The 12,987-nt window shown below is 71.1% G+C and carries 11 protein-coding genes and 1 pseudogene; 8 read left to right on the forward strand and 4 right to left on the reverse strand.

Features of this window, described 5'->3' with window-relative positions:
- Positions 1-103: 103 nt before the first annotated feature.
- Both ACWC1K_RS05090 and ACWC1K_RS05095 read right to left on the reverse strand, forming a co-directional pair.
- The gene (locus tag ACWC1K_RS05090; RefSeq protein WP_450828871.1) at positions 104-1,240 is read right to left on the reverse strand and encodes an FAD-dependent oxidoreductase; all 1,137 of its coding nucleotides are present in this window, start codon (positions 1,238-1,240) and stop codon (positions 104-106) included.
- A 309-nt stretch (positions 1,241-1,549) separates the two neighbouring features.
- On the reverse strand, positions 1,550-2,044 hold the full coding sequence (locus ACWC1K_RS05095; protein ID WP_450828872.1) for a PaaI family thioesterase: 495 nt from the start codon (positions 2,042-2,044) through the stop codon (positions 1,550-1,552).
- A 100-nt stretch (positions 2,045-2,144) separates the two neighbouring features.
- Here ACWC1K_RS05095 and ACWC1K_RS05100 point away from each other — a divergent pair, with 100 nt between their 5' ends.
- Both ACWC1K_RS05100 and ACWC1K_RS05105 read left to right on the forward strand, forming a co-directional pair.
- Positions 2,145-2,612: a winged helix-turn-helix transcriptional regulator gene (locus ACWC1K_RS05100; RefSeq protein WP_450828873.1), complete on the forward strand. Its 468-nt coding sequence runs from the start codon at positions 2,145-2,147 to the stop codon at positions 2,610-2,612.
- A gap of 284 nt (positions 2,613-2,896) precedes the next feature.
- Positions 2,897-3,279 (forward strand): annotated as a pseudogene (locus ACWC1K_RS05105) (ArsR/SmtB family transcription factor).
- Here ACWC1K_RS05105 and ACWC1K_RS05110 read toward each other — a convergent pair.
- Both ACWC1K_RS05110 and ACWC1K_RS05115 read right to left on the reverse strand, forming a co-directional pair.
- Positions 3,276-4,442, reverse strand: coding sequence for an acyltransferase family protein (locus ACWC1K_RS05110; protein ID WP_450828874.1), 1,167 nt, complete (start codon positions 4,440-4,442; stop codon positions 3,276-3,278). The pseudogene ACWC1K_RS05105 and the gene ACWC1K_RS05110 sit on opposite strands and share 4 nt — an antisense overlap.
- A 134-nt stretch (positions 4,443-4,576) precedes the next feature.
- Complete coding sequence (locus ACWC1K_RS05115) at positions 4,577-5,494, reverse strand: SGNH/GDSL hydrolase family protein (RefSeq protein WP_450828875.1); 918 nt, start codon at positions 5,492-5,494, stop codon at positions 4,577-4,579.
- Between the two features lie 288 nt (positions 5,495-5,782).
- Between ACWC1K_RS05115 and ACWC1K_RS05120 the strand changes: the two genes are divergently transcribed.
- The 6 genes from ACWC1K_RS05120 (at position 5,783) to ACWC1K_RS05145 (ending at position 12,784) form a co-directional block, all read left to right on the forward strand.
- On the forward strand, positions 5,783-6,034 hold the full coding sequence (locus ACWC1K_RS05120; protein WP_398956479.1) for a hypothetical protein: 252 nt from the start codon (positions 5,783-5,785) through the stop codon (positions 6,032-6,034).
- 15 nt (positions 6,035-6,049) lie between these two features.
- Positions 6,050-7,237: an SPFH domain-containing protein gene (locus tag ACWC1K_RS05125; RefSeq protein ID WP_450828876.1), complete on the forward strand. Its 1,188-nt coding sequence runs from the start codon at positions 6,050-6,052 to the stop codon at positions 7,235-7,237.
- A 137-nt stretch (positions 7,238-7,374) separates the two neighbouring features.
- Positions 7,375-8,496 carry a PP2C family protein-serine/threonine phosphatase gene (locus ACWC1K_RS05130; protein WP_450828877.1) on the forward strand — a complete coding sequence of 374 codons (1,122 nt, stop codon included), beginning with the start codon at positions 7,375-7,377 and terminating at the stop codon, positions 8,494-8,496.
- Between the two features lie 83 nt (positions 8,497-8,579).
- Complete coding sequence (locus ACWC1K_RS05135) at positions 8,580-10,211, forward strand: PucR family transcriptional regulator (RefSeq protein ID WP_450828878.1); 1,632 nt, start codon at positions 8,580-8,582, stop codon at positions 10,209-10,211.
- Between the two features lie 196 nt (positions 10,212-10,407).
- Positions 10,408-11,868, forward strand: a complete 1,461-nt coding sequence (locus ACWC1K_RS05140; RefSeq protein WP_450828879.1) for an amino acid permease — start codon at positions 10,408-10,410, stop codon at positions 11,866-11,868.
- Between the two features lie 238 nt (positions 11,869-12,106).
- A complete protein-coding gene (locus tag ACWC1K_RS05145) occupies positions 12,107-12,784 on the forward strand; it encodes an aggregation-promoting factor C-terminal-like domain-containing protein (RefSeq protein WP_450828880.1) in 678 nt (225 codons plus the stop codon).
- Positions 12,785-12,987: the final 203 nt, after the last annotated feature.

A 12,987-nucleotide genomic window follows, 5' to 3' on the forward strand; every position in this document is an offset into this window, starting at 1 on the left:
CCGCAACGTTCGTCGTCCATGCCGCGCAACAGCGCGGTGACCTGCACGTCGAGACCGCGCGCCAACCGGGGCGAGGTTGGCCCGGCCCGGTCACCGGCGCGTCTCATGCCGTGCGCCCCAGCCGGAAGCGGGGGTGCGGCTCGGCGTGACCGGTCGCGAGGTCGGCGGCCATCGCGCCGATGAGCGGGGTGAACTTCGCGCCGTGTCCGGAGCACGGGGAGACGATGACGAAGGGGCCGTGACGGTCGAGGACGAAGTCCTCGTCGGCGGTGGTGGTGTAGAGGCAGGTGGCTTCGGCGACCGGTTCGGGGTCGAGGCCCGGGAGACGGTCGCGGACGAAACCGCTGACCCGCGCCCGCGACGAGGCATCGACGACACCGCTGCGGGTGCGGGCGGTGGCGGGCGTGCCGCGGTCGTGTTCGGCGACCTTGACCGTGGGCAGCGGACCGCCGTCGCTGCCCGACGGCAGACCGAAGAGGTGCAGTTCCCCGTCCCAGATCAGGGTCGGCCACTGTACGGCCGGATCCCGCTGCGGGAAGTGGAAGACCTGCTGCTGGGTGACCTCCAACGGCGGCAACGCCACGGGCAGTTCGAGCTCGGGCAGCCAGGCGCCGGCGGCGATCACCACGGTGTCCGCGAGAGTCTCGCGTCCGTCGTCGGCGCGCAGCAGGACCCGGTCGCCGCCCTGGACGTCGATGCCCGTGACACGGCTGCCGATGATCGCTTCCGCGCCGTGCTCGATCGCCCGCCGGACGCAGGCCGCGACGGTCTGGTCGGCGTCGACGACGCCCGCCTCCGGGTGGTGGAGCACCGGGCCCGTGATGCGGATGTACGGCCAGCGCTCGGCGGCTTCCCCCGGGCCGAGGAGCTCATGGGGCACTCCGGCCGCGGACAGGAGCTCGGCGATCCCCTTCGTGTCGCGCTCCTCCCCCATGTCGAGGCCACCGGTCGTGCGCAGCAAGGGAGTTGAGGTGTCGTGCTCCAGTTCCCGCCACTGCTCGTACGCCTGCCCGGTCAGCTGTACGTAGAAGGGGTCGGCGTACGCCCGCCGGATGATCCGCGAGCTGCCGTGCGAGCTGCCGTGCCGGTGGCCGATGTCGTACGCCTCGATCAGCGTGACCTCGTGGCCGCGCCGGGCCAGCTGCCAGGCGGTGGCCGCACCCATCAGCCCGGCACCTACGACGGCGATCACAGCCCCTCCCCGGATCCGGTTCATGCCCGCGAGCGGGACGCGGGCCATGGCAGCGGATTCGATGGTAGGGGCAACCAGGCCCTCGGGCTCGGGATGCAGGAGGTGGCCTTGCTGCGGGCGTGGGCGTAGGTGTGGGTCTCAGCGTCCGTGGTCATCGCACGGAGGTGGTTCGCGAGCCGGCGACCGCCTCGACGGGGGCCAGGCGGCGACGAGCTCCTCGTCCTGGGTGGAGATGCCGGCCGGGTCGAGTGGTGGCCACCCAGCGCGATCAGCGCCGCCGTGCCGATGGCGACCGCAGCCAGCTGGCCGGCACCGACGACCGGCAGCAACCAGACTGAGCAGTACGGCAGTTGGGCCTCAGGCCCCCGGTACCGGGAAGAGCATGCAGCTGCTGGTGGCGTGTGCGAGCAGGCGGTCCGCCGAGTCGAAGAGCCGCGCCTCGGCGAGTGCGGTGCGCCGGCCGCTGTTCAGGACGCTGCCGACGGCGCGGACCTTGCCCGTGTCGGCGGTGATCGGGCGCAGGAACTTCACGGTCAGGTCGAGCGAGGTGTAGCCCACGCCCGGCGGCAGGGTCGACTGGACGGCGCAGCCGGCCGCCGAGTCGAGCATGGTGGCGTAGATGCCGCCGTGGACGCTCCCGATGGGGTTGTAGTGCTCCTCGCCGGGCTCCAGGGAGAACACGGCGTGGCCGTGGTCGACCTCTTCGATCGACATGCCCAGGGTGGCGGCGATCGGCGGCGCGGGCAGCCGGCCGGCGAGGATCTCGCGGAGGAAGTGCAGGCCGGAGCCCTGTCCGACGGCGCCCGCCGAGATCGCGGGGTCGTCCCAGTCGTACGTACGAGAGCGTTCCATGCGGCTGCGGTTCCTCCCTGACCCACTGACTATGTTTCTCGAAGTTAGCCCTGCGCTTCGCTGACTGTCAATGTCGAAGCCAGGTGTCTACGATGGCGGTATGAAGTGGCTCGAGATGAGCACCGAGAACTGTCCGGTCCAGCGCAGCCTCAACCTGATCGGTGAGAAGTGGTCGCTGCTGCTCCTGCGCGACGCCTTCAACAGCGTGCGCCGCTTCGACGACTTCCGCCGCCATGTGGGGCTGTCGGAGGCGGTCCTCTCCGACCGGCTGCGCAAGCTGGTCGCGGCTGGGATCCTGCGGACGGTCCCCTACCAGGAGCAGGGCAGCCGGACCCGGTACGAGTACCGCCTGACCGCCAAGGGCCGCGATCTGTGGCCGGTCATCGTGGCGCTGCGGCAGTGGGGCGAGGCCTACGTCGGGGATCCCGAGGGCCCGGTCCTGGAGATCCGGCACCGCGACTGCGGCGCCCCGGTGCGGGTCGTCGTCGAGTGCCCCGAGGAGCACACGGAGCTCTCCCCGAGGGAGGTCACGGTAGCGCCGGGGCCGGCGGCACGTCTGCAGCCCTGAGAGCCTGAAGGCCCTGTCCTGCGGATCGGCATGACAGGGCCGTGCTCATGGTGGGCTCAGCGCTTGGGCGTGAAGGTGAAGTCGCCGCAGAGCTTGCGGGACCGCCGGGAGGGGCTTCCCGTCCGTGAGCAGTCGCTCGCCGGAGTGGACGTCACCCGCCCTCGGCGACCGCCCGTCGCCAGGCCCGCTCCCCCGGCAGCCGCAGCCCGTTGAGGCCGACGAGGACGGGCGGAGCCCTCCTGGCCGGCGACGCCGAGCGGCAGTGGCAGGGTGCCCGCGAGGTCCTGGACGACGCGGCATGCGATGAACGCCCCGGCGATCACCACACCACCACCGCCGCAACGGCACGCGAGCGTCTGGAGGCAGTGGGCGCCGCCGATGTGGCCGCCACGCTCCAGGCCCTGGCGACCCCGTCCCGGCTGCGCATCCTGACCCACCTGGAGGAGGGCCCGTGCGCGGCGACCGAACCCGCCGACGCCGTGGGGACGGCACAGTCCGCCTGCTCCCACCAGTTGCGCCTGCTGCGCAACCTCGGCCTGGTCACCGGCGAGCGCCGCGGTCGCTCGGTCGTCTACGCGCTCCACGACAAGGACGTCGCCGAACTGCTCGGCAGGTCCTCCACCACGTGGAGCATCTGCGGCTGGGCCTGCGCGACAGTACGTTCTAGGCCTCCTGCCCGTCCGGCTGCCGGACGACCGAGCGGGGCTCCGCGGAGGGGCGGCGGCGCAGCAGCAGGCGTCTCGCGGGGCGCTCCACGGCCTCGTACAGGACCCAGGACAGGGCGAGGGAGACGGCGAACGCGACGGCCGTGACGGCCAGCCCCGCCGTCGGGCCGAAGAGGGGTTTCGTGCCGAGCACGTCGGTCCCGGCCCGCAGCACGAGCAGGTGGACCATGTAGAAGGCGAAGGACAGCTCCCCCAGCCGCACCAGTCGCCGGTGGCGCCACATCGAGGGCAGACCATGCAGGTCGGCGACGGCCGCCGCCGGGATGAGCAGGGCGAAGCCGATGACGGTGCAGACGGTGGCCGGGTAGCCGTCGGTGATGTGCGGGACGTGCGGCACGAAGAAATAGCCGATGATCGCGATCGCGAGCGAGGCCTCCAGGCCCGGTCCGCGCCACCGGTCGAGCAGCACCAGCCGGGCAACGGCGACCCCGAGGACGAACTCGGGCAGCCGCGCGGCGGGGAAGGAGTAGATCTGCTGGCCCAGCCAGTGGTGCGCGTCCACCCACGCCAGCCCCAGCACCGCCACCACCGACGCTCCGGCCAGCGCCGCCGCGCCGCGGGCACCGGCGCGGCGCAGGACCAGCGCCAGCAGCGGGAAGACGGCGTAGAAGAAGGCCTCGCAGGCCAGCGACCAGCTGACCGGGTCGAGCGTCTGCCACCAGGGCCGCCACCAGGAATGCACCAGCAGGACGTTGGCCAGCCCCTGGCTCAGGGTCGGCTTGGACTGGTGGGCCAGCGTGTACGCCATGAGCAGCGCGATCGCGGCGGTGACCAGGTGCACCGGCAGGATGCGCGCGATACGGCGGCGCCAGAAGGCGGGCGCGCGGTCACCCGGCCGGGCCGACCAGGTCAGGACGAACCCGGACAGCACGAAGAAGAACGACACCCCCGTCGCGCCCGCCCCGAACGCCCAGGTGACGACGGAGCCGGCGGCGCCGTCGAAATAGTGGAAGTTGTGCACGTGCAGTCCGAAGACCAGCAGTGCGGCCATCCATCGCAGGCCGGTGAGGGACGGCAGTGAGGGCGCCGGAGCGGACGGGGAACTCCTGGTCGTCGTGGCCTCGGTGGTCGACGGCGTCCGGGGCGCCCTGGTCGCCGTCGTCATCGAATCACCTGCAGGGGACTGTTCGTGCTGTGCATGAAGCGGGGCATGAAGGGGAACGTTGCCCGTTCAGCACCTTTCATTCATTCCCGTCCGCGACGTCACACCAATGGGGCCGAACCTCGCCGCCCTGGCGCTCAACCGCGGCCGTGCCCCTTGCCCAGACGTTCGAGAACGGCACGCGCCATCGCTTCCTCACCCTTGGCGTTGGGGTGCGCGGGGGCGGCGGGCGAGGCCGGCTGGAGCGGTTCGATCCAGCGGACGTCGGGTGCCTTGCACATGTCGTGGCCCACCGTGGGCCCGTAGGTGTCGACGTACTCCGCCCGGTCCCACTCGGCGACCAGCCGCAGCATCAGGTTCAGTCGCTTGCCGGTGTCCCGCAGATAGGCGAAGTCCTTGGCCGCGAACGGCACCGACGGGTAGCAGCCGCTGCCGTCGTCGGGCAGCAGGTCGGGGTAGCCCACGACGAGCACCCGGGCGTGCGGCGCCCTGGTGTGCACGGCCCGCAGCACCGCGTCGATCTTCGGCGCGGTCCGCGCGATGGCGACCGTGAGCTGGTCGATGCCGGACGAGGCGTAGTAGCGCCGGCACGGGTCTCCCGTCGGGTCCTGGGAGCTGAGGCGGGCGCAGGTGCCGATGATGGAGCTGAAACCGACGTCGTTGCCACCGATCTGGACCGTCACCAGACCGGTGTCGCGGTTCAGCGCGTCCAGCTGGGGCTCGTTGGTGCCCTGCGCCTTCCACATGTTCTCGGTGGTCGCTCCGCTGCAGCTGACGTCCTTGAACGCGGTCGCCTTGCGCGCCGCCGCCACGATCGAGGGGTAATTGTGGTCGGAGCGGGCGCAGTTGGCGTCCACCTGCTGCGGGATGAGGGGGCCCGCCGTATAGGAATCCCCGAGCGACACATAGCGGGTGTCCCTGCCTTGTCCCCCTCCGTGTGCCGCGGCAGGCGTCGTGGACGCCGCGACGAGGGCGCAGCCGCCGAGCGCCGCCCCCACCGCGATCCCCCGCCGCCGGCGTCTCGCCGCTGAGCCCGAACGCGTGTCGTCCGCCATGCGATTCCTCCCCCTGAGACCCGGACGTCGCGCGGAGCCGCACCCAGGCGCGGCGTCACACGCGACGCAGTCTGTATACCGCCCGGTATGTCTCCGGGGCCAGAGGCGGGACGCAGGCAACTGGCCTTCCCGGCAAAGGGGATCCATCGGTTCCGGGGGCTGAACCACCCGCCGCTCAGGGGCGTCTACATCCCTGCGGCACGCGCCGTATCGACATGCCCGTTGGGTCCCCGACCCAGGTAGGTCTATCGTCTGAATCGTGGGCCAGAACATAGGAGAGCGGCCATGATGCCGCAGGACGAAGCCGTGATCGGCTGCACGGGGAAGGTGCTCGTCGGAACCCGCGGATCCGCGGGGCCCGGCGAAATCCTGGTGCGGGTCAGGGGCGGTTCCGAGACCTTCCTCGCCTGGTCCGAAGATCCCCTGCCCACGGGGGCGACGGTGCTGGTGATCGAGTCGCGCGGATGTCGTGAGGTCGGCGTCATCGAGTGGGTGGATCCATTGGACGCGCTCGGTGGCGACGCCGCCGGCGCTGACTGAGGAGTAGAAAGAAAAATGTTCGGATACCGCGTTCCCGCTCCCGACGAGGCGATGTTGATCTCGGGAGGCAGGCGGGGACTGGGGGGCGCGCCGTTCCGAGTGGTGACGGGCCACGGCAAGTTCGTGATCCCGTTCTTCCGCAAGACCCGCTTCCTCACCCTTTCGATGTGCGAGTCCGAGGTCACCGAGACCTGTGTGACCCGGCAGGGCATCGCCCTGCACGTCCGCGCAGTCATCGCGTTCAAGGTCGGCAACGACCACGAGAGCATCATCAACGCCGGCCAGCGCTTCCTCTCCGACCAGGACCAGATGTCCGTCCTGACCGGCCGGATCTTCGCCGGTCACCTGCGGGCGATCATCGGCTCGATGACGGTCGAGGAGATCGTCACCGAGCGGCAGAAGCTCGCCGCGGAGGTCCTGGACACCTCCAAGACCGAGATGGCGAAGATCGGTCTGATCGTGGACTCGCTGCAGATCCAGTCGATCGACGACGGCGACGCCGGATACATCGACGCGATGTCCGCGCCGCACAAGGCGGCCATCCAGCGGCAGGCCCAGATCGCCCAGGCCCAGGCCACGCAGGCCTCCGTCGAGGCGGAGCAGGAGGCCGCCCGCAAGCAGGCCGAGTACGCCCGGCAGACCGCCATCGTGAAGGCGGAGTACTCCGCCGAGGTGGACCGCGCGCAGGCACAGGCGGCCCAGGCCGGACCGCTGGCGCAGGCGCACGCCCAGCAGGAGGTGCTCGCCGCGCAGACCGAACTGGCGCAGCGCCAGGCCAAGCTGCGTCAGCAGCAGCTGGTGGCCGAGATCGTGAAGCCCGCCGAGGCCGAGGCCGAGCGGATCAGGGTCCTGGCGGCCGCGGAGGCGCAGCGCATGAAGATCCAGGCCGAGGCGGCGGCCTCGTACGACCGGGTCGCGCTCGACCGGATGCTGATCGACCAGCTGCCGCAGATCGTGAAGGAGGCGGCGGGCGGCCTGGCCGGCGCCAACGTCAACGTCCTCAACGGAGCGGACGGTCTGGGCGAGATCGCCGCGGGTCTGGTGTCCCAGGGCCTGACCATCCTCGACTCGGTCCGGCAGAACCTGAACGGCCAGGAAACGACCGACGGGCGCCGCCCCGAGGAGAACAGCGGCGGCGGGCTGCTCCAGCTGCACTCGGGCAAGGAGAGGAAGTCGGACGACGGGCCGGTCGACGTCGACTAGGCGCTCCGCTGGTGGTGCCGCGATGGGCCGTCGATCACGTGCGGCGCCGTTGTGGCTGGTCGCGCAGTTCCCCGCGCCCCTTCGGGCGCGGCCTGCCATACCGTAGGTGGTGATCGCCACCTGCCCGGGAGCCCCCCATGACCGGTAGCCGACGGAAGAGACCCGCCGAGGTCTCCGACGCCATCCAGCCGCCGAGCAACGCCGAGCTGGTCATCGGCGTGATCTCGGTGACGGTGCTGGTGGAGGTCCTGGGGGTGCTGTCGGGGTCCGAGGTGTGGCTGCTCGGGCTGCTGGTCTTCCTGCCGGGGACGGCGTCGGCGCTGTGCACCGTGCGGCAGACGGGGTTCGTCGCGGCGTGGACCTCGCTCGTCGTCACCACCACCGCGGTGGTGCGGGCCCCGGTCGGCGGGCACTGGCTGGATCGGCTGCTGCTGGTCCTGTTCACCCTCGCGCTGGGGGTGGCCTCGGTCTACGCCTGTCGTTGGCGCATCCGGCGCGAGCACGAGATGCTGCGGCTGCGCTCCACCGCCGCGGCCATGCAGCGCCACATCCTGCACCCACTGCCCCTGGTCACCGACGACGTGCTGGTCAACGGCGTCTACGAGCCCGTGCAGGAGGACCGGCTCGTCGGCGGCGACATCTACGACGTCGTCGACTCGCCCTTCGGCACCCGGGTGCTGATCGGTGACGTGCAGGGCAAGGGGCTGGCCGCCGTGGGCGCCGCGTTCGCCGTCATCGGCGCCTTCCGGGAGGCGGCCCACCGGGAGCCCACGCTGACCGCCCTCGTCGACGCCCTGGACGCAGCGGTCGTCCGCCACAACTCCTACGCCGAACAGACCGGCGACGACGAGCGGTTCGTCACCGCGCTCATCCTCGGCGTCGGCGCCGACAGCGAGGTGCAGGTCGTCAACTGCGGCCACATTCCACCCCGGTTGATGCACGAGGGCCTGGTCACCACACCGCCGCTGGACTCCGGCGTCCCGCTCGGTCTCGCCGAACTGGCCGCCGAACCCACGACCGTGGACTGGTTCGACTTCCCGGCCGGTTCGACGCTGCTGCTGACCACCGACGGCCTCACCGAGACCCGCGCCGACGACGGCACGTTCTACCCGCTCGACGAGCGACTGACCAAGCACCTCGGCCTCTCCCCCACCGAACTGCCCCGGGCGCTGCACGAGGACGCCCTCGCGTTCACCGACGCCGACCGCCGGCACGACGACATCGCCGTCCTGACCGTCCGCCGCTCCCCGCGCCTGTGAGCACACCATGCTCCGGTGCGGCACCGCTGACCGGGCCGGTTAGCATCAGAGCTCCGGCGTGGCTCCCAGCAGAGGCGACAGACATGGATCCGGCCGCGGTCTCCCCGCCCCCCGCGGGCGTCAGCCTGCGCCGGCTGCTGATGACCCTGGGCGACTCGCTGGTGGAGGTGCAGGCCGCTCCCGCCGGACTGGACGTCGAGATCCGGGGCGTGGCGCTGCTCGATCCCGAGGACCCGCCGACGGCACGGCCCGGCGAACTGGTCCTCGTCATCGGTGCCCGCGGCCGGGCCGCCTTTCCCGCGCTGCGGGCCGCCGGGCGCGACGGAGCGGCCGCCGTCGTGGTCAAACTGGACGGTGCCGGCCAGGCCACCGCCCTCAGCGAGACCGCCGCCGAGGCCGGGGTCGCCCTGCTCTCGCTGCGCGGCGACGCCCCCTGGGACCAGGTGAACGCGCTGGCCCGCGCCGCCCTCGACGACGCACCGCCGGGCGAGGACGAGGCAGGGGCCGAGGAGGGCGACCTGTTCTCGCTCGCCCAGACGACCGCCGTGCTGACCGGCGGCATCGTCAGCATCGAGGACGCCGCCAACCGGGTGCTGGCCTACTCCCGCTCCACCGACTCCGACGAGATCGACGACCTGCGGCGGCGCTCCATCCTCGGCTGGCAGGGCCCTGAGGCGTATCTGGCGAAGCTGCGCGAGTGGGGCGTGTTCCAGCACCTGCACTCCAGCGACAAGGTGATCGGCATCGACGGTCACCCCGAGCTGGGCATCCGCCGCCGCCTCGCGGTGGCCATCCGCTCCGGGGAGCGGCAGCTGGGCACCATCTGGGTTCAGGAGGGCGCGACGCAGCTGTCCGAGCACTCGGAGCGGGCGCTGCTGGGTGCCGCCCGGGTCGCCGCCCACCATCTGGTGCGCCGCCGCCGGGAACTCTCCGACGACCTGACCCTCTCCCGCACGCTGCTGGCCGGACTGCTGGAGGGCAGCACCGGCCCGCAGCCGCTGGCCACCCACCTCGGTCTCGACGCCGCCCGCCCGGCCGCCGTCCTGGGTTTCTCCTACGGGACCGCCGAGGCGGTCACCGCCCCGGAGCTGACCCACACCGAGGTCACCAACCTCATCTCGGTGCAGATCGCCGCCCGGCACCGCAGCGCCCTGGTCACCCAGGTCGACCCCCGGATCTATGTGCTGTTGCCGCAGCTGCCCCGCAGCATCGACACGGACACCCTGCGCGGCTGGGCGCAGGAGATCACCGACGCCGCCGGCCGCCACCTGGGTCTGCCGCTGCGCGGCTCGATCGGCTGCCTGGTCTCCGGGCTCGGCCGGGCCCCCGAGTCGCGCCGCGAGGCCGACCGCATCCTCGACGCGATGCTGGGCGCGGGCGTCGCCGCCGCGGTCGCCGCGCTGCCGGACATCCAGGCGGAAGTACTGATCAGCGAGATGCTGACGCTGCTCTCCGCCCACCCCGAGATACGGGACCCACGGCTGACCGCGCTGATCGCGCACGACACCCGGCACCAGGGCCGACTCGCCGAGTCCCTGCTGGCCTATCTCAACTGCTTCGGTGACGTCCGGGCGGCCGCCGCCCAGCTGCATGTGCACCGCAACACGCTGCGCTACCGCATCCGCCGGGCCGAGGAACTGACCGGTCTCGACCTGAGCCGCCCCGACCAGCGACTGCTGGCCATGCTCCAGCTGCGGCTGCCGCCCGGCGCCTGAGCCCGGCTTCGCATGGTCCGGCCGTACAACCATCGAGGACGACTTCGTACCCGGGAACAAACCCGTCCCCCCGCAGCCGCTCATACGCTTGCGCAAATCCATTTCCGCAAGTGAAACGGATCACTTCCCGTGAGGGAACGGAACGCGGCGCGGACCCCCTCCCTCTCGGCCCTCCCACCACCCCATGGATGTCGACATGACTGCACGTCCCCCAGGTGCTGCGGCTCCGGCCACCGCCCCTCCCTCCCGTGGTCGGACTCCCGAGCAGGCAGCCCTGCGGCCCGGCCTCAAGAACCGCCATCTGTCGATGATCGCCATCGGCGGGGTGATCGGCGCCGGGCTCTTCGTGGGCTCCGCCTCCGGCATCGCCGCCGCCGGACCCGGCATCCTGCTCTCGTACGCGCTGGTCGGCGCGCTGGTCGTGTTCGTGATGCGGATGCTCGGCGAGATGGCCGCGGCGAACCCGAGCTCCGGCTCCTTCTCCGCCTACGCGGACCGCGCGCTCGGCCGCTGGGCCGGATTCTCGATCGGCTGGCTGTACTGGTTCTTCTGGGTCGTCGTGCTCGCCGTCGAGGCGACCGCGGGTGCCGTGATCCTGGAAGGGTGGGTGCCTGCCGTACCGCAGTGGGCCTGGGCGCTGATCGTGATGGTCGTCCTCACCATCACGAACCTGGCCTCGGTCGGCTCCTTCGGCGAGTTCGAGTTCTGGTTCGCCGGCATCAAGGTCGTCGCCATCACCGGCTTCATCATCCTCGGCGGCCTGGCGATCTTCGGTGTGCTGCCCGGCTCCGACCATGCCGCGACGGGCTTCACCAACCTCACCGCGCACGGCGGCTTCCTGCCGAACGGGCCCGGCACGATCCTCACCGGCATCCTGCTGGTCGTCTTCTCGTTCATGGGCAGCGAGATCGTCACGCTGGCCGCCGGTGAGTCCGCGAACGCGCGGCAGGCGGTCGCCAAGGCCACCCGGAGCGTGATCTGGCGGGTCGGCGTCTTCTACGTCGGCTCGATCCTCGTCGTGGTCTCGCTGCTACCGTGGAACGACCCCTCGATCGCCAAGAAGGGCTCGTACGTGGCGGCCCTCGACTCGATCGGCATCCCGCACGCCGGCCAGATCATGAACTTCATCGTGCTGACCGCCGTGCTGTCCTGTCTCAACTCCGGCCTCTACACCGCCTCCCGGATGGCGTTCTCCCTCGGACAGCGCGGCGACGCGCCGCGCTCCTTCGTACGGACGAACTCCCGCGGCGTGCCGCAGCCCGCGATCCTGGCCTCGGTGGCCTTCGGTTTCGTCGCGGTCGGCTTCAACTACCTGTGGCCGGACACGGTCTTCCAGTTCCTGCTGAACTCCTCCGGCGCGGTCGCACTCTTCGTCTGGCTGGTCATCTGCTTCTCGCAGCTGCGGATGCGGGGGATCATCCTGCGCGAGGCCCCGGAGAAGCTGGTCGTCCGCATGTGGCTCTTCCCGTATCTGACCTGGGCCACGATCGGCATGATCTCCTTCGTCCTCCTCTACATGCTCACCGACGACAGCAAGGGCGGCGGACGCATCCAGGTACTGCTGTCGGTACTCGTCGCCGCGCTGGTGATCGCCGTCTCCCTGATTCGCGAACGCATCCGCCGGAACGACACCCAGGACGCACGGGTGTCCCGGTAACCGCAGCGAACCACTGCACCGTCCTCGGGGCTCCCCGCCACTACGGCCGGGGAGCCCCGCCGCGTCAACTGCCCACATCCGGACGAGGTTTCAGTGACATCAGGTGTGAGCATCCACACCTCCTTCACCATTGCGCCACCCGCCGCCGCACGGCAGAGTGTTCGAACTGCTGGGTAGGCCAAGCGAGTTGCTCGACACGTCACGGCATGGCCTCACCGACGAAGCGGAAGGAAGACGTGTGAGCCCGATTTCGGTCCGGGGACTGGCAGTGGCTTCGGCCTCCGCGGTCACCGCTGTCGGAAGCGTCGTCGGAGCTTCCTCGGCCGGCACCACGCCGCAGACGAACGACGCCGAAGCGACGGCGGCCGGCTCGACGCTGCTCGCGGACCTGCCCGCAGGGCAGCAGGCCCAGGTGCAGACCGCGTCCCTGACGCAGCAGGCCGACGCCCAGGCCGTCCAGGCGGACACGAATGCCAGGCAGAACGCCGAACAGGCGGCCCGCAGGGCTGCCGCCGCGACCGCGGTCGCGAAGAAGGAAGCCGCTCAGAAGGCGGCAAAGGAGCGGACCGAAGCCAAGGCGGCCGCCGACCACAGCAGCGCCGTCGTCCCGAACAAGAGCTCGTACACCGTCGCCGAGATCCAGGCGATAGCCCGGCAGATCGTGCCCAGCGGCCAGTTCCAGTGCTTCAGCAACATCGTGGACCGCGAGTCCGGCTGGAACATGCAGGCGCTCAACGCCTCCTCCGGCGCCTACGGCCTCATGCAGGCACTGCCCGGCAACAAGTACGCGTCCGCCGGCTCGGACTGGCAGACCAACCCCGCCACGCAGATCAAGTGGGGCCTGAACTACATGAACAGCGTGTACGGCAGCCCCTGCCAGGCCTGGGCCTTCTGGCAGACCCACCACGCGTACTGAAGTCGCTCGACGGTGCGGCGGGCCCCTTGGTGGTCCTGGCGGTTCAGCTCCCGCCAAACCCTTCCCGCCCCGTAGCCGGCTCTGGGGGTACAACTCCGCCAACTCCGCTACCAGCTGGGACACTTGAAGGTTCGAAGGCCTGTCGTGACCCGTAGGCGCACTGGATACTGGACACGGTACGGCCCAGGGAACCGGGGGAGGCA

It is taken from the genome of Streptomyces sp. NPDC001492, assembly GCF_053597275.1.

Coding starts and splice junctions, on each gene's coding strand:
- ACWC1K_RS05110 (WP_450828874.1), bottom strand. CDS start 4,442: ATGACGACGGCGACCAGGGCGCCCCGGACGCCGTCGACCACCGAGGCC.
- ACWC1K_RS05120 (WP_398956479.1), top strand. CDS start 5,783: ATGCCGCAGGACGAAGCCGTGATCGGCTGCACGGGGAAGGTGCTCGTC.
- ACWC1K_RS05140 (WP_450828879.1), top strand. CDS start 10,408: ATGACTGCACGTCCCCCAGGTGCTGCGGCTCCGGCCACCGCCCCTCCC.
- ACWC1K_RS05100 (WP_450828873.1), top strand. CDS start 2,145: ATGAAGTGGCTCGAGATGAGCACCGAGAACTGTCCGGTCCAGCGCAGC.
- ACWC1K_RS05130 (WP_450828877.1), top strand. CDS start 7,375: ATGACCGGTAGCCGACGGAAGAGACCCGCCGAGGTCTCCGACGCCATC.
- ACWC1K_RS05135 (WP_450828878.1), top strand. CDS start 8,580: ATGGATCCGGCCGCGGTCTCCCCGCCCCCCGCGGGCGTCAGCCTGCGC.
- ACWC1K_RS05090 (WP_450828871.1), bottom strand. CDS start 1,240: ATGGCCCGCGTCCCGCTCGCGGGCATGAACCGGATCCGGGGAGGGGCT.
- ACWC1K_RS05095 (WP_450828872.1), bottom strand. CDS start 2,044: ATGGAACGCTCTCGTACGTACGACTGGGACGACCCCGCGATCTCGGCG.
- ACWC1K_RS05115 (WP_450828875.1), bottom strand. CDS start 5,494: ATGGCGGACGACACGCGTTCGGGCTCAGCGGCGAGACGCCGGCGGCGG.
- ACWC1K_RS05125 (WP_450828876.1), top strand. CDS start 6,050: ATGTTCGGATACCGCGTTCCCGCTCCCGACGAGGCGATGTTGATCTCG.